The organism is Kribbella sp. NPDC051770 (assembly GCF_040681455.1).
In the GTDB taxonomy this organism is placed as follows: domain Bacteria; phylum Actinomycetota; class Actinomycetes; order Propionibacteriales; family Kribbellaceae; genus Kribbella.
On record NZ_JBFAYT010000005.1, the window covers coordinates 313272 to 331135 of the forward strand.

A 17864-nucleotide genomic window follows, 5' to 3' on the forward strand; every position below is an offset into this window, starting at 1 on the left:
CAGCATTCCACGGAGTGCCCAGGAAACCCAGGGACTACTCGGCCGGTCGGTAAACCGTGTGCAGTACACCGGTCCCGAACGGCGTCACCGAGATCAGCTCCAGCGGCACCGTCTCCCCGTCGTCGAACAGTCGCGCGCCGTGACAGACCGCGATCGGGTGCACCAGCAGGTGCAGCTCGTCGAGCACCTTCGCGCGCAGCAGCGACCGGACCAGCGTCGACGAACCGACCACGCTGATGTCCTTGCCCGGGCCCTCCTTCAGCTTGCGCAGCGTCTCGATCGGGTCGTCGCCCTCGACGAGGGTCGAGTTCTGCCAGGCGTCGACGGTGTCCAGCGTGCGGGAGACGACGAGCTTCGGCGCACCGTTCATGTGCTCGGCCATCTCCATCTCCGCGGTCGGCCAGAACGCCGCGAACTCCTGGTAGGTCTTGCGGCCGACCAGCATCGTGTCGGAGCGGGCGGTGAGCGCGTCGACCCGCGCGCCCATGGCGTCGTCGAAGTACGGGAAGTGCCACTGGTCGGGCGCCTCGGTGACGCCGTCGAGGGAGATGAACAGGCCGGCCACGATCTTGCGCATTTCGGTGCTCCTTGGGGTGTCGGACGGTTGCTTCTGCCCGTACGTCGACCGGCCGCCGGCGGAATCGACACCCCGACCTGAAGATTTCCTGACCCCTGTCTCACGGCACGCCAAATCCGGTGAATTTGTCGGGGCCGCGAGCTAGCGTTCTTCGGGTGACCCTTCCTCGCAGCACGCCCGCAGACCAAGGACTCTCCAGCGCAGGCCTCGACGCCTTCGTCGCGGCGCTGGACGCGTCCGAGCAGGAGATCCAGACCGTGATGGTGCTGCGGCGCGGTCACGTCGTGCTGGAGCGCGAGTGGTCGCCGTACCGGCTGACCGACCGGCACCTGCTGTTCTCGGTCTCGAAGAGCTTCACGTCGACCGCGGTCGGGCTCGCGGTCGAGGCCGGGCTGCTGTCGGTCGAGGACAAGGTGGTCTCGTTCTTCTCCGGCGACGACCTGCCGGAGACGATCAGCGACAACCTGGCCGCGATGGAGGTCCGGCACCTGCTGACGATGTCGACCGGTCATGCCGTGGACACGGTCGACCGGCTGGGGCGGACCGGGCGGATGGTGCAGGGATTCCTCCGGCTTCCGGTCGAGCACGCGCCGGGCGCGCCGTTCGTCTACAACAGCGGTGCGACGTACATGCTGTCGGCGATCGTGCAGAAGGTGACCGGCGAGAAGCTGATCGACTACCTGCGCCCCCGGCTGTTCGAGCCGCTCGGGATCACCGAGGCGATCTGGGAGACGTCCGACGAGGGCGTCAACATGGGCGGCTGGGGATTGAGCCTCAGTACGCCGTCGCTCGCTGCCTTCGGGCAGCTGCTGGTGCAGCGCGGTGTGTGGAACGGTGAGCAGCTCGTCCCTGCCGAGTGGATCGAGGCTGCGACCTCGGCCCAGGTCGACAACAGCAGCGAGAGCAACCCGGACTGGCAGCAGGGGTACGGCTACCAGTTCTGGCGCGGGCGGCACAACTCGTACCGGGCGGACGGCGCGTTCGGGCAGTACGTGCTGGTGCTGCCGGACCACGACGCCGCAGTGGTGATGACCAGCGCGTCGCCGGACATGCAGGAGACGATGAACGTGATCTGGGAGCACCTGCTGCCGGTGCTCGAAGGCAAGGGCGCGGAGGGAGACACCAGCTCTCAGCCGCTCGAGCTCCTCCCGCCCGCCGGTCCCACTCCCCCAGCAGGCAACGGCCGCACCTACCGCTTCGCGCCCAACGACGCAGGTATCTCCGCCGTCCGCCTCGACGCCGACGGCTCCGGCAGCTTCACCTTCGTCGCGTCCCGCCCCTGGGAGTCCGGCGAGCAGGAGATCACCATCGCCCCCGGCGCCTGGTCCGAGCAGACCTACACGCTGCCCGACCCGGCCCAGCGCATCGTCACCTCGGCGTACGGCGACGGCGACAGCTTCGTCGGCACCATCCGCGTGCTGGAGACGCCGTTCGTCATCACGCTGCGCTGCCACCCGGCCGACGACGGGCTGACCGTGGATGTCGCCTTCAACGTCGGCTTCGGCATCACCGACCAGACCATCACCTCCGAGCCGGTGTGATGGATGGTCTGACCGCCGCGGAGCGGGAGATCCTGGACCGCCTCGACGAGCAGTGGGTGGTCGAGCTCACCCAGTCGTTGCTCCGAGCAACAGGCCAGAACCCACCCGGCGGCGAGGCCGCGACCGTAGCGGTCCTCAGCGCGGCCGCAGCCGCCCTCGGCCTGGAGGTCGCCGAGACCCAAGTCGAACCGGGGCGGAGCAACCTCACCATCACGCTGCCCGGCGGAGACGGCCCCGGCCTGCTCCTCCTCGGCCACACCGACGTCGTCCCGGTCGGCGAGGGCTGGACAAAGGACCCGCACGGCGGGGAGCTCGTCGACGGCCGCCTCTACGGCCGCGGCGCATCGGACATGAAGGGCGGCCTCGCGGCGTCCCTGGCCGCGCTGGCGATCCTGCGCGATGTCGGCCTGTCAGGCCCGGTCGAGCTGGCCGCCCTGGTCGACGAGGAGGAAACCGGCAAGGGGATCCGCGCGTACGTGGAGTCGCGCCGGGCCGGCGCTGAACAACTCTCGGGCGCGGACCTCGCCGGGCAGCCAGCCGACGCGGACCTCCCCCGTCAACCTCTCTTCCTCGGCTGCATCACAACCGAGCCAACTGATCTGCAAACGATCATCGGCGCCCGCGGAGACTCCTACCTACGCGTCGAGGTCCACGGCCGCGCCGTCCACGCAGGCAACGCCGCCGACGGCGCGAACGCGATCTACGGCGCCGCCGCGGTGATCGCCGAGATCGAACGCATCCACGCAGAACTGGCCGAAACCCCGCACCCCCTGCTCGGCCCAGCGACCTGGAGCGTAGGCCAGATCAACGGCGGCACCGGCGGCTCGATCGTCCCCGCCGAGTGCTCCCTCGTCGCCGACCGCCGCCTACTCCCCGGCGAGTCCCCAGCCGAAGTCCTCAACGACCTCCGCCACCGAGTAGCCGCCCTCCACCTGGAAGACCGCGGCCTCACAGTCGACCTCACAATGCCCATGGAAATGCCCGCCTTCGAGACCCCCGCGTCCGCCGACTTGGTCCACATCACCAACACCGCCCTCACCGCAGCCGGCGGCCCCAACCTCCCCCTAGCCGGCTGGACCGCAGCCTGCGACGGCGGCTACATCGCCCGCGACCTCGCCGTACCGGTGATCGTCCTAGGCCCAGGCTCAGTCAAAACCGAAGCCCACCGCGCCGACGAGTCAGTAGCAGTACAAGAACTGATCATCGCCGCCCGCACCTACGCCCTCACCGCCCTACGCCTCCTCACCCACTGACCCACCGCCACGCACCAACCGGCCGCCGCCGTCGGTGACGTAGACGGCGTCCGGGTCGAGCACGCGGCAGCTCGCGTCGGGCCCGGCGGCGGCGCTGACGCCGGGCCCGACGCAGCCGCGGTCTCTGACGACCGCGGCCTGCACTCGCCGGCTCAGGCGCCCGGGAAGAAGTCTGCGCCCTGGACGTACTCCATCGCGGCGATGAACTTCGGGTCGTTCATGCGCTCCACGACCTCGGCCTCGGTGAGTTCGACGACTCGGGTCTGGAGCCAGTACAGGTTGCCGAACGGGTCGCGCACTCGGCCGACGCGGTCGCCCCAGAACAGTTCGGTGGGTTCGGTGATCGAGGTGCCGCCGGCGGCGAGGGCCTGGCGGTGGGTGGCGTCGGCGTCGTCGACGTACAAACGCAGGAACGCGGGCGTTAGCGGCCAGTCGGGTTTGGAGTCGAACATCATCACCATCGCGTTGCCGATCCGCATCTCGGCGTGGCCGACGACGCCCTGGTCGTCGACGACGCGGCCGCAGTCCTCGGCGTCGAAGGCGGCGGTCAGCCAGTCCATCAGGGCGTTGGTGTCCGCGGAGATCATCCACGGGGTGACGCTGGTGTAGCCGCGCGGGATCGGGGTGACGGTCATCTCGGTGCCTTCCTGGTCGCGGTGCCGACACGGAGAACGCTACGGACAGAAGCGGCCAAGTTCTGTCCTCTTCCTGGGCCGCCGTAGACCTGAGCCGCGAGCTGGCCGCTACGACCGCCGGTTCTGCCGTTTCCGGGTGCCGGAGAGGACGAAGACGGTCGGCGTCGCGCCGGAGTACTTGAGCAGACGCTCGCGGACGATCTTCAGTTCGGGAGTCCGGGCGACGGAGTCCTTCAGCAGCCGCTTGTCCTCGGTGAGCAGGACGGCGCGGCCGTCGGGGCGCAGGACGCGGGCGATCTCCTTGAGGACCGCCGGGTAAAGCTTGGCGTTGTCGCCGTGGGTGCCGACGAGCTTGCCGAAGGGGAGGTTCGAGACGACCCGGTCGAGGCTGCCGGTCGCGACGGTCAGCTTCTCGGCCGGTCCGACGGCGAGCTCAGCTCGTACGCCGGCACGCTGCAGGTTCGTGCGGGCCAGCTCGATCGCCTGCTCGTCGCGGTCGGAGCCGATCAGACGGCCGCGCGCGAACGGGTGGGCGGCGAGCAGGATCGTGCCGGTGCCGCAGAACGGGTCGAGGAGGTGGTGCTCGGTGCCGACCTTCGCGAGCCGGATCATCACCTCGGCGACCACCGGCTTGGTCGACCACGGGAGGCGCTCGAGCTGCGGGTAGTTGCGCGACCAGTGCAGCGGACCGATCTCGGCGAGCCAGCTGGTCGACGTGCCGGGGATGAAGTTCACCGACCAGTCCGACTTGTTCTCGGACCAGCCGAGTTTGTCGACCAGTACGGCGCGCAGCGCGTCGGCGTCCGGCGTACGGGGTGCGATCCGGAAGCGGATCGGCTCCTCGAGCGCGGACAGTACGCCGGACTCCGCCGACCGCAGTACGGCGGCCTCGTCCGCGAGCGGGACGGCGGCGGTGAGGTAGAGCCGCATGTCGTGGAGCGCTCGCAGCGGCCCGTCGATCCGGCAGGTCACCGCGCCGTCGGTGCGGGCGACGATGCCCGGCCCTTCGAGCAGATCCTCCGCCCCGCCGACGGTAGTGAGAACGATCTGGTCCTGGACGGGCCGGTCCAACAACAAGGTGAGCTCCTGAGAAGAGTGCAGTCCTCGACCGTACCAGCTCACCCAGCCGCGGCCCGCCGGCCGTACAAGACCCGCGTCCGCCGCCCAGGCGGCGCATTCGCCGCTCGGCACTCGCGATCCGACAGCACAGGCGCCGGGTGGCCATTCGGTACCGAGCGACAGGGCGTGTCCACGAACCCCCGACGCTCCCCCGCCTGGGGATGCGCCGAACTGGCGCGGAAGAGCAGACACATCCTGTCGTTCGGTTCGCAAGTAGCACGCGCACTTCCTGCCGACAGGACGCGGCCCTTCATGTCCCGTCCGGGCGCCTGCCATTCACGTCGCGCCCGCGGGAGCCTTGCGCCGAAGTCCCACCCGCGAGCGGGCAGGCGCTGGGCGCTCAGCCCTTGGCGGCCTGCAGCTCGACGGGCGATGGGGCGCCGGGCGGTCAGCTCTTGGCAGGCTCCAGCTCCACCGGCGGCGGCGCGCCTTCCGTACCTGGCGTCTCCGTGCCGTTCAGCGGGCAGCGCGTCGTCTCCGGGACCTTCGCGATGGCGATCGCGCCGACCACGCAGGCCGCCATCATGTAGTACGCCGGAGTCAGGTTGTCGCCCGTGCGCTCGGTGAGCCAGTCGTTGACCGCGGGCGCGGTGCCGCCGAAGAGCGAGGTCGACACGTTGTACGCGATCGCGAATCCGGCGTACCGGACCTGGGTCGGGAACATCGCCGGGAAGGTCGCGGAGATCGTCGCCAGCTGCGGGACGTACAGCAGACCGAGGATCGCGAAGCCCAGGACCGCACCGGTCATGTTCGTCCCCATCAGCAGGAACGCCGGGACCGCGGCGACGAACAGGCCGGCCAGCGACACCCACCACAGCGGTTTACGCCCGACGTGGTCGGAGACCCGGCCGGCGAACGGCAGGAAGCACATCATCGCCAGCTGCCCGACGATCGGCACGATCAGCGACTCGTCGGCCGAGAGGTGGATCTCCTTCTCCAGGTACGTCGGCATGTAGGTCAGCAGCGTGTAGTTGACGACGTTCAGCGCGACAACCATCCCACCCAGCTGCAGGATCGGCTTCCAGAACCCGGCGAGCAGGTCCTTGAACTGCGTCGAGGTGTTCTCCTCCTTCTCCCCCGACTCCTCCAGCTCCTTGAACACCGGCGTGTCCTGCAGCCGCGACCGCAGGTACAGCCCGACGATCCCGAGCGGCGCCGCGACGAAGAACGGCAAGCGCCAGCCCCACGACCCCATCGCGTCGTCCCCGAGTACCAGCGAGAACCCGAGCATCAGCAGCGCCCCGAGCGAGAACCCGGCCAGCGTCCCGAACTCCAGGAAGCTCCCGAGGAACCCGCGCTTGCGGCTCGGCGCGTACTCCGCCATGAAGGTCGCGGCGCCGCCGTACTCACCGCCGGTCGAGAACCCCTGGATCATCCGCAGCAGCACGAGCAGGATCGGTGCCCAGAGCCCGATCGAGTCGTACGACGGAACGAGCCCGACGCACAGCGTCGCGCCGGACATCAGCAGGATCGTGATCGCCAGCACGTGTTTGCGGCCGAGCCGGTCGCCGAGCGGGCCCCAGACCAGGCCACCGAGCGGGCGGACCAGGAACGAGACCGCGAACGTCATCAGCGCGAGCAGCGTCGCGCTCTCAGTGTCGCCGGGGAAGATCGCGGCCGAGATGTACGTCACGCCGTACGCGTAGATGCCGTAGTCGAACCACTCGGTGGCGTTGCCGATCGCGGACGCCGCGATCGCGCGCTTCAGCACTCCGGGCGGCGGATCGGTCTCGACGGTCGGCTGGGACTGGTCGGCGCCCACGAAAGGTCCTCTCGGTTGTCAGTGGCAACAACCTTGGTTCCCATTCGCCGCAAATCTAATCAGCCGGCACCATCGAGGCCAGCCCGGCCACGATGACCTGGGCCCCGAACTCGAAGCGTTCGTCGCCACCGGCCCCGGTCGTCATCGCGCCCGCGAGCGCGATCGTGATCGGGAACCGCGCGGGATCGAGCGAGCCGAAGTACGACCGCAGCTGCTCCACGAAACCTTCCAGATCCTCCGGCGTATACTCCGCCGCGCCCTGCACGCTCTCCTCGAACGCGGTCGCGACGATGAACAGCGGGATCAGGTCGACCGCCCACGCGGCCGCCTGATCGGGGACCCGGCCCGCCTTGAGGATCGCGAGAAAGCGCTCGGTCGTGAGCATCGCACTCTCCCCCAGCGGCACCTGCCCGATCGCGGCGCGCGCCAGGCCGGGGTACGAGCGCATCACGCGGAGCACCTCGCTCATCGCCGCCTTGAGCTGCTCCTGCCAACGCTCCGGGTCGGCCTCGGGCAGCCGCATGTCGGCCGCGGCCCGATCGAGCATGAGCTGGTCGAGCTCCTTCTTGTTGGCGACGTGCGCGTAGAGGGAGGCGGGCCCGGTGCCGAGCACCTGGGCGACCTTCCGCATCGACACCGCCTCGTAGCCCTCTTCGACCAGTACGCCGAGCGCGGCGTCGACGATCCGCTCCCGGGTCAACGGCTCGCGGGACGCCCGGGCGGGCTTGGCGGGCGTGATCGGCTGCCACGGCGACTGACTCATGCGAACACTGTACTTGACACAAACGGTGTTCGTAAGTAGAACAGTGTTCGTTAACGAACACCGTTCGAACCGGGAGCAACGATGACTACCTCAACCTCAACGCCACCAGCAGTCGGTACGCCGTACCGATGGCGGTGGATCGTGCTCGGGACCGTGCTGGTCGCCGAGATCATGGACCTGGTCGACGCGACGATCGTGAACATCGCGGCGCCGTCGATCCAGCGCGAGCTCGGCGGGTCCAACGCCGCCGTGCAGTGGATGCTCGCCGGGTACACGCTCGCGTTCGCGATCGGGCTGGTGAGCTTCGGGCGGCTCGGCGACCTGGTCGGGCGGCGGAAGCTGTTCGTGATCGGCGCGGTCGGGTTCACCGTCGCGTCGGCGGTGTGCGGGCTGGCGACCTCGCCCGGGCTGCTGATCGGGAGCCGGGTCGCGCAGGGGCTGCTCGGCGCGGTGATGATCCCGCAGGGGTTCGCGGTGCTGAAGGCGGTGTTCCCGCCGGACGAGATCGGCAAGGCGTTCGGGCTGTTCGGGCCGGTGATGGGGCTGTCAGCAGTCGCCGGGCCGGTGCTGGCCGGCGTACTGATCGACGCGAACTGGTTCGACGCGGGGTGGCGGATGATCTTCTGGATCAACGTGCCGATCGGACTGGCCGCGGTGGTCGGCGCGCTGCGCTGGATGCCGGAGGTCAAGACGCCGGGCGCCCGCGGGCTCGACCCAGCCGGCGTCTTCCTCGTCAGCCTCGGCGCCGGTCTGCTGATCTACCCGCTCGTCCAGGGCCGCGAGCACGGCTGGCCGCTGTGGACGATCGCGATGATGGTCGCCTCGATCCCCGTCTTCGCGCTGTTCGGGTGGCGCGAGCGCCGGTCAGGTAACCCGGTGATCGACCCGTCGCTCTTCCGCAGCCGCGGGTACGTCGCCGGGCTGGCGGTGATCAGCACGTTCTTCCTCGGGATGTCGGGCTTCACGCTCGTACTGAACCTGTTCACCCAGCTCGGCCTGCACTACAGCCCCCTGAAGGCCGGCCTCGCGATGGTCCCGTTCTCCCTCGGCATCGCCATCGGCGCGCCGCTCTCCGCGGGCCTGCTCGCCCCGAAACTCGGCCGCGGCGCGCTGCAGCTCGGCGTCGGCGTGATGACGCTCGCGATGCTCTGGGTCTGGCTCACCCTCACCCACAACGGCGACGCGACAACGATCTGGGACCTGGTCCCCCCGCTGCTGCTCGTCGGCATCGGCTCCGGCATGGTCTTCGCGCCGCTGTTCGACATCATCCTGGCTGCGATCGACGACACCGCGGCCGGCTCGGCCTCGGGCGTCCTCACCGCCATGCAACAGTTCGGCGGCGCCATCGGCGTCGCGGTCATCGGCACGATCTTCTTCCAGCTGCTCCCGACCGACGGCTTCCTCGCCGCCACGAAAACCAGCACGCTGGTCGCGACGGGGTTGTTCGTGGTCGCGCTCGCCATCACCTGGCTACTCCCCCGCCGAGCCCGCGCGGAGGTCTCCGCGCACTGAGCCGGTACGCCGCCTGCTGGCGTTGAAGCGGGCCTTCTTCTGGCGATTCCCGCAGGTGTTCATGTCGCACCACCTGCGGGCATGGCTCTGACCGCTGTCGAAGAAGGCCGCCCGGCAGGTCGGCGACGCACAGAGCGAGTTTCCCGCCGCGCTCGCCTGCGATGAGCCGATCACGTCGGCGGCGATGCCGACTACGTCAGCGGCGAGCACCCCGAGCGCGTCGTCCACGCCGAACACCCGCCGGCGTCGCTCGCCGTCGGGCGTCCAGCTCCGCCGCAGCCCGCCGGTCCGCGCCGCGATCGTCGCGGGCGCCGGCCGCCGGGCACCGCGCGGGGCGTCCGGCGATGGTGGGTCTGATCAATAGCACGGCGACCGCCGGAAGAGCGTCCCGCGTCGCGGTCGCGACGAGTTGAAGCCTCCGGCGGCTCCGAGCGAGCTCGCGCTGGGCAGCAGTGCACGCGTCCACCGCAAAACCGCTCAGTGCCAGCCAATCGATCAGTCGCTGCGGCGGGGATGCGCTCCACAGCCTCGCCGTGCCGCTCCGACAGCGTCCCCGTGAACCTCGTCGCCTGCGCGTTCTTGGGTCGGGTGCCGTAGTCGCTGGTCCCGAGCGCCGCGGCGACGTCCCGGCGGCCCGCCACGGTCGACCCGGCTGACATCTAGATGTACCCGCAGAAGAGCGGCACAGCTTGATTGCCAGCGGCCGCGCTTGCGGGGGTCAGTCCTGGGTGATGAAGCCCTCCTTCTTCAGCCAGTCCAAGGCGACGTCGGCTGGCTCCCGCCCGTCGACGTCGACCTGGGCGTTGAGGTCGATCAGCACCTCGTCGGTGAGTTTGGCGGAGACGGGGGCCAACAGGTCGCGGAGTTGGGGGTACTGGTCGAGGGTTTTCTTCTCGATCACCGGGGCGACGTTGTAGGCCGGGAAGTACTTCTTGTCGTCCTCGAGGACCACCAGGTCGAGGGACTTGATGCGGCCGTCGGTGGTGTAGATCTCGCCGAAGAGGCAGTCGCCGTTGCTGGTGGCGGCGTAGACGGCGCCGGTGTCTAGGGTGCGGACGTTGTTGCGGGAGACGCCGGAGCCGAGGGGGACGCCGTAGTGCTTGAGCATGGGTTCGAAACCGTCGTTGCGGTTGGCGAACTCGGACTCGACGCAGAACGTGCGCTCCTTCAGCGGGATCTGGCTGAGTTGGGAGAGCTTGGTGAGGCCGAGCTTCTCCGAGTTGGCGCGGGTGACGCCGAAGCCGTAGCTGTTGTTCATCGGGGCCGGGTCGAGCCAGACCAGGCCGTACTTGTTGAGGTCCTCGGCGGCGACCGCGTCGTACTGTTTCTGCTTGTCGGGGATGCCGGAGTCGTGGCCGAGGTACGAGATCCAGGCGGTGCCGGTGTACTCCCAGGCCATCTGGATCTGGCCCTGCAGCATCGCCTGGCGCGACGTGTCGCTGCCGGGCATGTTGGTCAGGTCTTTGACCTTGGCGCCGGCCGACTGCATCAGGATCGCGGCGATCTTGCCGAGGATCAGCTGTTCCTGGAAGTTCTTCGAGCCGATCCCGATCTCCAGGCCGTCCAGGTTCTCGACCGGGGCGAGCGGGCCGGCCAGGGACGCGGTCGGGACGTAGCCGCCGCTGGTGCCGAGGCCGCAGCTGCTCACCGAGACTGCCATGACGGTTGCCATCAGCAACCCGAGAACACGTTTCATCGCAGCCCCCTCGGCCGGGTCAGCTCTTCCAGGATCCGGCCCGCCCAGTCGATCAGCAGCGCCAGTACGCCGACCAGCAGCGCGCCGCTGATCAGCACCGGGAACCGCAGCAACCGGATTCCGGTCGTGATCAGGCTGCCCAGCCCGCCCGCGTCGATGAACGTCGCGAGCGTCGCCGTGCCGACGACCAGCACCAGCGCGGTCCGGATCCCGGCCATGATCACCGGTACGGCGAGCGGCAGCTCGATCCGGCCGAGCACCGCGCGGGTCGACATGCCCATGCCGCGGCCGGCCTCGACCAGGTTCCGGTCGACGCCCTGCAGGCCGACGATCGTGTTCCGGAGCACCGGGAGTACGGCGTACAGGCACAGCGCCAGGATCGCGGTCCAGAAGCCGAAGCCGAGCCAGATCGCGAGCAGCACGATCAGGCCGATCACCGGCGCCGCCTGACCGGCGTTGGCGACCGCGACGACGACCGGGGCGGCGCGGCGCATCCGCGGGCGGGTGAGCGCGATGCCCAGCGGGACGGCGATCAGCAGGACGATGACCGTGGCAACGATCGTGAGCTTCAAGTGCTCCAGAGTCAGCGTGCCGACGACGCCCCAGTCGAGCTGGCGCTGCTCGATCGAGTCCAGGGAGGCCTGCGACCGCCAGATCACCCAAGCAGCCAGTACGACGGCAACGAAGACGGGTTGACCGAGCAACAGTCCCCAGCTCGGTCGGCGCCGGCGCTCGGACGCCAGCCCGGCAACCGCAGCCTTGGCATCGGCGAGGTTGCCCTTGGCATCCGCACCCTTGCCTTCGGCATCTGCGACGTTGCCCTCGGCATCCGGTCCCTTGCCCGGCGAGGAGCCGCGATCGAGCATGCTCATCAGACCGCCTCCGGTGCGTCCTGGATCCGGTCCAGCACCGCCTGGAAGTCGACCACCCCGAGGTACTCATCCCGCCGGCCGGTGACCACCGCGCTCCCGTGACTCGACACCAGCATCGTGTCCAGCGCGTCGTTCAGCGTCGCCCGCCGGTCGATCGTGACCAGGTCCGTCCCCTCGGCCGGCGCCGGCACCCGGTCCAGGTCCGCCAGGTCGCGCGTCCACATCCAGTCGATCGGCCGCCGCTTCGCGTCCAGCACGACCACCGAGTCGTCCCCCGCCGCCTGCGCGGACCGCAGCACGTCAGCAGCCGTGTCACCGACCGACGCGACCGTCGGCTGCCCGAGGTCGATCTCGCTGACCCGGCTCAGCGTCAGCTGCTTCAAAGCAGCCCCCGCGCCGACGAAGTCCGCGACGAACCGGTCGGCCGGGTTCGACAGGATCGCCTCCGGTACGTCGTACTGCGCGATCTTGGCGCCCTCGGTGAGGATCAGGATCCGGTCGCCGAGCTTGACCGCCTCGTCGAAGTCGTGGGTGACGCAGACGATCGTCTTGCGCAGCTCCTCCTGGATGCTGAGCAGCTCGTCCTGCAGCCGCTGCCGCGTGATCGGGTCGACCGCGCCGAACGGCTCGTCCATCAGGATCACCGGCGGGTCCGCGGCCAGGCCGCGCGCGACGCCGACGCGTTGCTGCTGGCCGCCGGACAGCTCCCGCGGGTACCGGGAGCGGTAGCGCTCGGGGTCGAGACCGACCAGCTCGAGCAACTCGTCGACGCGCTCGGAGGTGCGCGAACGGTCCCAGCCGAGCAGCCCCGGCACCAGCGCGATGTTCTGCGCGACCGTCATGTGCGGGAACAGGCTGCCGCCCTGGATCACGTACCCGATGTGCCGGCGCAGGTCGTCGTCGTCACGCCCGCTGATGTCCTCGCCGCCGATCCGGATGCTGCCCGAGGTCGGTTCGATCAGCCGGTTGATCATCTTCAGCGACGTGGTCTTGCCGCAGCCGGACGGGCCGACGAACATCACGATCTCGCCCGCGGGGATGTGCAGCGACAGGCCCTCGACCGCCGGCTTCTGCTGCCCGGGGTACCGCTTGACGACGTCGACCAGGTCGAGGTCGACCCCGCTGACCTCGTGCTCGTCCGTCGTACTGGTCTCGGTCGTCGTACGCAGGTCAGACACGGATCCCCCTGGAGGTGGTCAGCCGGCCGACACCGAGCAGCAGCGCGTCCAGCACGAGAGCCAGCAGCACCACCCCCAGCGTTCCGACCAGTGCGGAGTTGAGTGCGTTGGCGCCACCGATCTGGGTGAGCCCGGTGAAGATGAAGCTGCCCAGACCAGGTCCGAGCACGTACGCCGCGATCGCCGCGATGCCCATCGACATCTGCGCCGAGACCCGGACGCCGGCCAGGATCACCGGCCAGGCCAGCGGCAGCTCGATCCGCAGCAGCGTGCGGACCCGGCCCATGCCCATGCCGCGGGCGGACTCGACCAGCGTCGCGTCGACCCCGGCCAGGCCGACGACGGCGTTGCGCAGGATCGGGAGGGTCGCGTAGAAGGTGACCGCGACCACCGAGGTCGCGGTGCCGATCCCGGCCAGCGGGATCAGCAGGCCGAGCAGCGCGAACGACGGGATGGTCAGGCCGACCGCGCTGACGCCCTCGGCGGCGGCCGCGATCCGCGGGTTGCGGTGCACGAGCACGGCCAGCGCGACCGCGATCACGGTCGCGAGCAGCACGCACTGCACGACCAGACTCAGGTGCTGGTAGCCCTGGTACAGCAGTTGCGACTGCCGTTCAGTGATGAAATCCCACACGATCGCCCTTCCTGCCGCTAGGTAACCTCCAGAGGTTCCCCTCGACAGAAAGCTCAAACGTTTGACCCGTGGTCAGGGCAGAACGAAGCCCCCGGCACCACGGGGGTGCCGGGGGCTTCGGGTGAGGCTCAGTTGAACGAGTCGCCGCAGGCGCAGGACCCGGTCGCGTTCGGGTTGTCGATCGTGAAGCCCTGCTTCTCGATCGTGTCCACGAAGTCGATCGAGGCACCCTTGAGGTACGGCGCGCTCATCCGGTCCGTGACGACGCTCACACCGTCGAAGTCGGCGACCACGTCGCCGTCGAGCTGACGCTCGTCGAAGAACAGCTGGTACCGAAGACCCGAGCACCCGCCCGGCTGCACGGCGACGCGCAGCGCGAGGTCGTCGCGACCTTCCTGGTCCAGCAGCGCCTTCACCTTGGCGGCGGCCCCGTCCGTCAACAGGATCCCCGTCGCGGCGGCGGTGGCCTGCTCGGTCTGCGCTTCAGTCATTCCTGACTCCAGTCATCTCTTGAGCGCCCGGCCGCCGATGGGCAGGCAGCCGCACGCGGAAAATCCGCTGTCAACACGGGTCAACACCCACTGACCCGCCTTCATTCCCATGGTCGCACACCAATTTGGAGGATCAACAACGTGCCTCAGCGGGCCCAGGTCCGGGCCACCCGCTCGGCGACCGCGGCCAGCGAGCCGTAGGCGTCGGCGAAGGCCTGCTCCTCCCCCACGGCGTCCACCAGCGAGTACGCCGACTCGACCCCCATCGTCCGCATCTCGCGGGCCCCGATCAGCACCTTCCCGGCCAGTACGACGCACGGCCGCATCGCGTCGTTGGCCACCTTGGCGACGCCCGCGATCACCTTCCCGTCCCGGGACTGGAAGTCGAACGCGCCCTCACCGGACAGCACCAGGTCGACCCGGCCGGCCTTGTCCTTGAGCCCGGTCAGCTCGGCGACCAGGTCGATCCCGGAGACCCGCTCGGCGCCGAGCAGGAGCAGCGCGTACCCGAGCCCGCCCGCGGCGCCGGCACCCTTCTGATCGGCCGTCTTCCGGTCGGCCAGCTCCGCGAAGCGGGTCAGCCAGCCGTCGACGACCGGCTTGCGCTCGTCGGTGACGCCCTTCTGCTTGCCGAAGATGTTGGTGGCGCCGCGCAGCCCGAGCATCGGGTTCTCGACGTCGCTCGCGGCGACGAACTCGACACCGGCCATCCGCGCCCGAGCCGGTTCCAGGTCGACCTCGGTCAGCTCCGCCAGGCCGGTCGCGCCCGCGTCGAGGCTGCCGCCGGCCGCGGTCGCGCCGAGCGCCGCCAGCAGGCCGGCACCCGCGTCGTTCGTCCCGGACCCGCCGAGCCCGAGGATGATCCGCTTCGCGCCCGCGTCCACCGCTGCGGCGATCAGCTGGCCGACGCCGTACGTCGTACCGTCCTCCGGGCGCCGGTCCTCCGGCTCCACGAGGTGCAGCCCGCAGGCCTGCGCGGTCTCGACGTACGCCGTCTCGCCCGCGACCAGCACGGTCGCGGGGACCTCGCCGCCGAGCGGGCCGCGCACCGTCACCGCCAGGAGCTTGCCGTCGACAACCGCCGAGAGCACGTCGATGAACCCGGGTCCGCCGTCGGCCATCGGCGCGACCAGCACCTCGGCCTCCGGGTCGCGGCGCCGCCACCCCTCCTCGATCGCGGCCGCAGCCTCGACCGCCGTCAACGTCCCAGCGAACTTGTCCGGAGCAATCAGCACGCGCATGCGGCCATCATCCCAAACCCGCGCCTCGTCGCGCCGCACCTTGGCCACCCACCGGACGGGGCTCCCGGTCGCGCGGACACCCACCACTCACCAACCAGCCCGCCGGCGCTCGGCCCACGCTCAGCCGAGCGCTGGAACGGCCTCCGCAGCAGGGTTAGACAGTGGTGGGTGTCCGGCGCGGGTAGCGTGCGGGCGGTGGATCTCACCGTGGCCGAGGCCGTCGCCCTCCAGGAGGAACTCCGGCGAAGCGTCGACGTCACCGACCACGACCCGACGCCACCGCGGTACGTGGCCGGGCTGGACGTCGCGTACGACGGGGACGAGTACGCCGCGGCGGTGGTGGTGCTGGAGGTCCAGCGGCAGGAGGGGAGCAAGGGGCTGCACGAGGTCGACCGGGCTGTGGCGCTCGGCCGCACCAGCTTCCCGTACGTGCCCGGTCTGTTCGGCTTCCGCGAGGTGCCCGGCCTGGTGGCTGCGCTGGAGCGGCTGCAGGTGACACCCGACCTGCTCGTGTGCGACGGCCAGGGCCTCGCGCACCCCCGCCGCTTCGGCATGGCCTGCCACCTCGGCGTGGTCACCGGCCTGCCCAGCATCGGCGTGGCCAAGACCTCGTTCGTCGGCGACTGGCAGGAGCCAGCCGCCGCCCGAGGAAGTGTCAGTCAGCTGCTGTTGGATGGCGACGTGGTGGGACAAGTTGTACGAACCCAGCACGGCGTCAAACCGGTCTTCGTCTCGGTAGGACACCGGGTCTCGCTGGAGACGGCGGTGGCGCGCGTACTCGAGCTCTCGCCGCGCTACCGACTACCGGAGACGACACGCGCAGCCGACCGGGCCTGCCGGGACGCGCTGGCTGACAGATAGAGGAGCTGGATGAACGACGTACGACCCCCGCTGCGGCCAGGAGCCTCGGCCGCGGTGCTGGACGGGAACAGGTTGCTGCTGACCCGCCGCAGCGACAACGGCGAGTGGTGCATGCCCGGTGGCGGGATCGACCCAGGTGAGCGGCCTGCTGAGGCGGCTGAGCGGGAGGTGCTGGAGGAGACCGGGCTGACCGTGCGGGTGACCGGGCTGCTCGGCGTCTATTCGGACCCGGATCTCGTCGTGGTCTACCCGGACGGCAACAGCGTGCAGATCCTCGGTGTGCTGTTTCGCGCGGAGGTGGTCGAGGGGACGGCGGGTCTGTCCGACGAGGTGACCGAGGTCGGGTGGTTCACCGCCGAGGAGGCCGCGGAGCTGACCGTGATCGCCAACCACCGGCCGCTGTTGCCGACGGCGTACGGCGTGGCGGGGATCTACTTCAACGAGCCCGTCAGACCAGCTGCTGGGTGACCGCGTTTGCGGCGCGGCGGCCGGAGACCAGGGCGCCTTGGATGGACGGGGTGTCGCGGTGGTCGCCGGCGACGAAGCGGCCTTCGCCGAGATCGACCTCGCGGCGGTGGGTCAGCGGGGGCGGGTGGTGCGGCAGCGCCTCGGCGATGTCGTGGCGGACGATCAGCTCCCAGGCGCCGGCTGAGGTGCCGTACAGGCGGGTGAGCTGGATGCGGACGTCCGCTTCGACGGCGTCGCTGGGGTGCAGGGTTGTGGCCTGGATCAGGTGCTTGCCGGGCGGCGCGTACGTCGGGGCGACGTTGGACATGACGGCGGTGTTGAGCACTGGGCCGTCGCGGCGCCCGTCGACCACCAGCAGCTTGTCGGAGCGCGGCGGCTCGTCCGTGCTGAACCAGTACGTCGTCAGCCCCTTCATCCGCGCAGCCTGGACCTGCAGCAGCTCGGCGGCCGTCGCCGGGTCAGTCGCCAGTACGACGGCGCGCGCGTGCAGCTCGCCGTCGAGCGTGTGCACGACCACCTCGTCGCCGCCCTGCACGGAGGTCACCGGCCGCTCCAGCTGCACCGGCTCGCGGAGCTGGCTCGCCAGCTGCTCAGGCAGCGCCTGCATGCCGCCAGCGGGCAGGCTCGGCGTACCCAGCAGGAAGCTGCGCAGCAGCAGCCGGACGAACGCCGCCGACGTGGACCCCTCGTCCTCAGCCAGTACGCCGGCCAGGAACGGCTCCAGGATCTCCCGGCGCAGCCTGCCCTCGACCCCGGCCGCATCGAGCGACTCCCGCAGCGACAGGTCATCGGAGTCGGCCAGCACCCGGTGCACCGGGCCCAGCGCAGGCGCCGCCCAGGCGGCGAGGCGGGACAGCTCCCTGGGCTGCACATATCCGCTGACGAGCGACTTGGCGAGCAGGGACGGGCTCCGCCGCGGGTCGGCGACCAGCGTCGTACCGGCTGCTCCGGCGACGGCGACGCCCGCGGTGAAGGGCTGCAGATCAAGCGCCTCCAGGTCGACGTACCGGCGGACAGCCGGGTACGCCGGGTTGAGCAGCTGGAAGCCGCGGTCGCACAGGTACCCGTCGATGCGATCAGTGCGGACACGCCCGCCGACGGCGTCGGCGGCCTCCAGGACAGTCACCGCGTAGCCGCGGCTCTGCAGCGTGAGGGCACAGTTCAGCCCGGCCAGTCCTGCTCCGACGACGATCACGTCTGTCATCTGTCGATGCTTGCACACCCGGCGATCCGGGCTGGTGATTTCGCATGATGAGCAGTG

The 17864-nt window shown here is 70.2% G+C and carries 18 protein-coding genes; 5 read left to right on the forward strand and 13 right to left on the reverse strand.

Features of this window, described 5'->3' with window-relative positions; genetic code table 11:
- Window positions 1-34: 34 nt before the first annotated feature.
- A complete protein-coding gene (locus AB0M01_RS19230; RefSeq protein ID WP_363671160.1) occupies window positions 35-577 on the reverse strand; it encodes a dihydrofolate reductase family protein in 543 nt (180 codons plus the stop codon).
- A gap of 155 nt (window positions 578-732) precedes the next feature.
- On the opposite strand from AB0M01_RS19230, the gene AB0M01_RS19235 reads away from it, so the two are divergent.
- Complete coding sequence (locus AB0M01_RS19235; protein WP_363671162.1) at window positions 733-2118, forward strand: serine hydrolase; 1386 nt, start codon at window positions 733-735, stop codon at window positions 2116-2118.
- Window positions 2118-3371 (forward strand): M20/M25/M40 family metallo-hydrolase, encoded by a 1254-nt coding sequence (locus tag AB0M01_RS19240; RefSeq protein WP_363671164.1) that lies wholly within the window; start codon window positions 2118-2120, stop codon window positions 3369-3371. The genes AB0M01_RS19235 and AB0M01_RS19240 overlap by 1 nt, the downstream gene beginning before the upstream one ends.
- Window positions 3372-3523: 152 nt before the next feature.
- On the opposite strand, the gene AB0M01_RS19245 is transcribed toward AB0M01_RS19240, so the two are convergent.
- The 4 genes from AB0M01_RS19245 to AB0M01_RS19260 all read right to left on the reverse strand — a co-directional run bounded on the left by AB0M01_RS19245 (window position 3524) and on the right by AB0M01_RS19260 (window position 7650).
- Window positions 3524-4006 (reverse strand): VOC family protein, encoded by a 483-nt coding sequence (locus AB0M01_RS19245; protein WP_363671166.1) that lies wholly within the window; start codon window positions 4004-4006, stop codon window positions 3524-3526.
- 108 nt (window positions 4007-4114) lie between these two features.
- Entirely contained in the window at window positions 4115-5083 is a 969-nt protein-coding gene (locus AB0M01_RS19250; protein WP_363671168.1) for a methyltransferase domain-containing protein, read from the reverse strand.
- 430 nt (window positions 5084-5513) lie between these two features.
- Window positions 5514-6887, reverse strand: a complete 1374-nt coding sequence (locus tag AB0M01_RS19255) for an MFS transporter (protein ID WP_363671170.1) — start codon at window positions 6885-6887, stop codon at window positions 5514-5516.
- 55 nt (window positions 6888-6942) lie between these two features.
- Complete coding sequence (locus AB0M01_RS19260; protein WP_363671172.1) at window positions 6943-7650, reverse strand: TetR/AcrR family transcriptional regulator; 708 nt, start codon at window positions 7648-7650, stop codon at window positions 6943-6945.
- A gap of 81 nt (window positions 7651-7731) precedes the next feature.
- Between AB0M01_RS19260 and AB0M01_RS19265 the strand changes: the two genes are divergently transcribed.
- Window positions 7732-9162 carry a DHA2 family efflux MFS transporter permease subunit gene (locus AB0M01_RS19265; RefSeq protein ID WP_363671174.1) on the forward strand — a complete coding sequence of 477 codons (1431 nt, stop codon included), beginning with the start codon at window positions 7732-7734 and terminating at the stop codon, window positions 9160-9162.
- On the opposite strand, the gene AB0M01_RS19270 is transcribed toward AB0M01_RS19265, so the two are convergent.
- The 7 genes from AB0M01_RS19270 to AB0M01_RS19300 form a co-directional block, all read right to left on the reverse strand.
- Entirely contained in the window at window positions 9121-9390 is a 270-nt protein-coding gene (locus AB0M01_RS19270; RefSeq protein WP_363671176.1) for a CGNR zinc finger domain-containing protein, read from the reverse strand. The genes AB0M01_RS19265 and AB0M01_RS19270 overlap by 42 nt on opposite strands.
- A 490-nt stretch (window positions 9391-9880) precedes the next feature.
- Complete coding sequence (locus AB0M01_RS19275; RefSeq protein ID WP_363671178.1) at window positions 9881-10858, reverse strand: glycine betaine ABC transporter substrate-binding protein; 978 nt, start codon at window positions 10856-10858, stop codon at window positions 9881-9883.
- Complete coding sequence (locus AB0M01_RS19280) at window positions 10855-11730, reverse strand: ABC transporter permease (protein ID WP_363671180.1); 876 nt, start codon at window positions 11728-11730, stop codon at window positions 10855-10857. The genes AB0M01_RS19275 and AB0M01_RS19280 overlap by 4 nt, the downstream gene beginning before the upstream one ends.
- Window positions 11730-12908, reverse strand: coding sequence for an ABC transporter ATP-binding protein (locus AB0M01_RS19285; protein ID WP_363671182.1), 1179 nt, complete (start codon window positions 12906-12908; stop codon window positions 11730-11732). Before AB0M01_RS19285 ends, AB0M01_RS19280 begins: the two co-directional genes overlap by 1 nt.
- Window positions 12901-13542 (reverse strand): ABC transporter permease, encoded by a 642-nt coding sequence (locus AB0M01_RS19290; protein ID WP_363671184.1) that lies wholly within the window; start codon window positions 13540-13542, stop codon window positions 12901-12903. Before AB0M01_RS19290 ends, AB0M01_RS19285 begins: the two co-directional genes overlap by 8 nt.
- A gap of 128 nt (window positions 13543-13670) precedes the next feature.
- Window positions 13671-14033 (reverse strand): iron-sulfur cluster insertion protein ErpA, encoded by a 363-nt coding sequence (erpA, locus tag AB0M01_RS19295; RefSeq protein ID WP_077016924.1) that lies wholly within the window; start codon window positions 14031-14033, stop codon window positions 13671-13673.
- 146 nt (window positions 14034-14179) lie between these two features.
- Window positions 14180-15274 (reverse strand): glycerate kinase, encoded by a 1095-nt coding sequence (locus AB0M01_RS19300; protein WP_363671187.1) that lies wholly within the window; start codon window positions 15272-15274, stop codon window positions 14180-14182.
- A gap of 195 nt (window positions 15275-15469) precedes the next feature.
- Between AB0M01_RS19300 and nfi the strand changes: the two genes are divergently transcribed.
- A complete protein-coding gene (nfi, locus tag AB0M01_RS19305) occupies window positions 15470-16135 on the forward strand; it encodes a deoxyribonuclease V (protein ID WP_363671189.1) in 666 nt (221 codons plus the stop codon).
- 9 nt (window positions 16136-16144) lie between these two features.
- Window positions 16145-16603: an NUDIX domain-containing protein gene (locus tag AB0M01_RS19310; RefSeq protein ID WP_363671191.1), complete on the forward strand. Its 459-nt coding sequence runs from the start codon at window positions 16145-16147 to the stop codon at window positions 16601-16603.
- Here AB0M01_RS19310 and AB0M01_RS19315 read toward each other — a convergent pair.
- Entirely contained in the window at window positions 16584-17807 is a 1224-nt protein-coding gene (locus AB0M01_RS19315) for an NAD(P)/FAD-dependent oxidoreductase (RefSeq protein WP_363671193.1), read from the reverse strand. The two genes, AB0M01_RS19310 and AB0M01_RS19315, sit on opposite strands and share 20 nt — an antisense overlap.
- Window positions 17808-17864 lie beyond the last annotated feature (57 nt).

What these genes read in the sequence shown, in the direction of transcription:
- AB0M01_RS19230 (WP_363671160.1), bottom strand. Translation starts at nt 577, where the DNA reads ATGCGCAAGATCGTGGCCGGCCTGTTCATCTCCCTCGACGGCGTCACC.
- AB0M01_RS19240 (WP_363671164.1), top strand. Translation starts at nt 2,118, where the DNA reads ATGGATGGTCTGACCGCCGCGGAGCGGGAGATCCTGGACCGCCTCGAC.
- AB0M01_RS19245 (WP_363671166.1), bottom strand. Translation starts at nt 4,006, where the DNA reads ATGACCGTCACCCCGATCCCGCGCGGCTACACCAGCGTCACCCCGTGG.
- AB0M01_RS19260 (WP_363671172.1), bottom strand. Translation starts at nt 7,650, where the DNA reads ATGAGTCAGTCGCCGTGGCAGCCGATCACGCCCGCCAAGCCCGCCCGG.
- AB0M01_RS19265 (WP_363671174.1), top strand. Translation starts at nt 7,732, where the DNA reads ATGACTACCTCAACCTCAACGCCACCAGCAGTCGGTACGCCGTACCGA.
- AB0M01_RS19275 (WP_363671178.1), bottom strand. Translation starts at nt 10,858, where the DNA reads ATGAAACGTGTTCTCGGGTTGCTGATGGCAACCGTCATGGCAGTCTCG.
- AB0M01_RS19280 (WP_363671180.1), bottom strand. Translation starts at nt 11,730, where the DNA reads ATGAGCATGCTCGATCGCGGCTCCTCGCCGGGCAAGGGACCGGATGCC.
- erpA (WP_077016924.1), bottom strand. Translation starts at nt 14,033, where the DNA reads ATGACTGAAGCGCAGACCGAGCAGGCCACCGCCGCCGCGACGGGGATC.
- AB0M01_RS19300 (WP_363671187.1), bottom strand. Translation starts at nt 15,274, where the DNA reads ATGCGCGTGCTGATTGCTCCGGACAAGTTCGCTGGGACGTTGACGGCG.
- AB0M01_RS19310 (WP_363671191.1), top strand. Translation starts at nt 16,145, where the DNA reads ATGAACGACGTACGACCCCCGCTGCGGCCAGGAGCCTCGGCCGCGGTG.
- AB0M01_RS19315 (WP_363671193.1), bottom strand. Translation starts at nt 17,807, where the DNA reads ATGACAGACGTGATCGTCGTCGGAGCAGGACTGGCCGGGCTGAACTGT.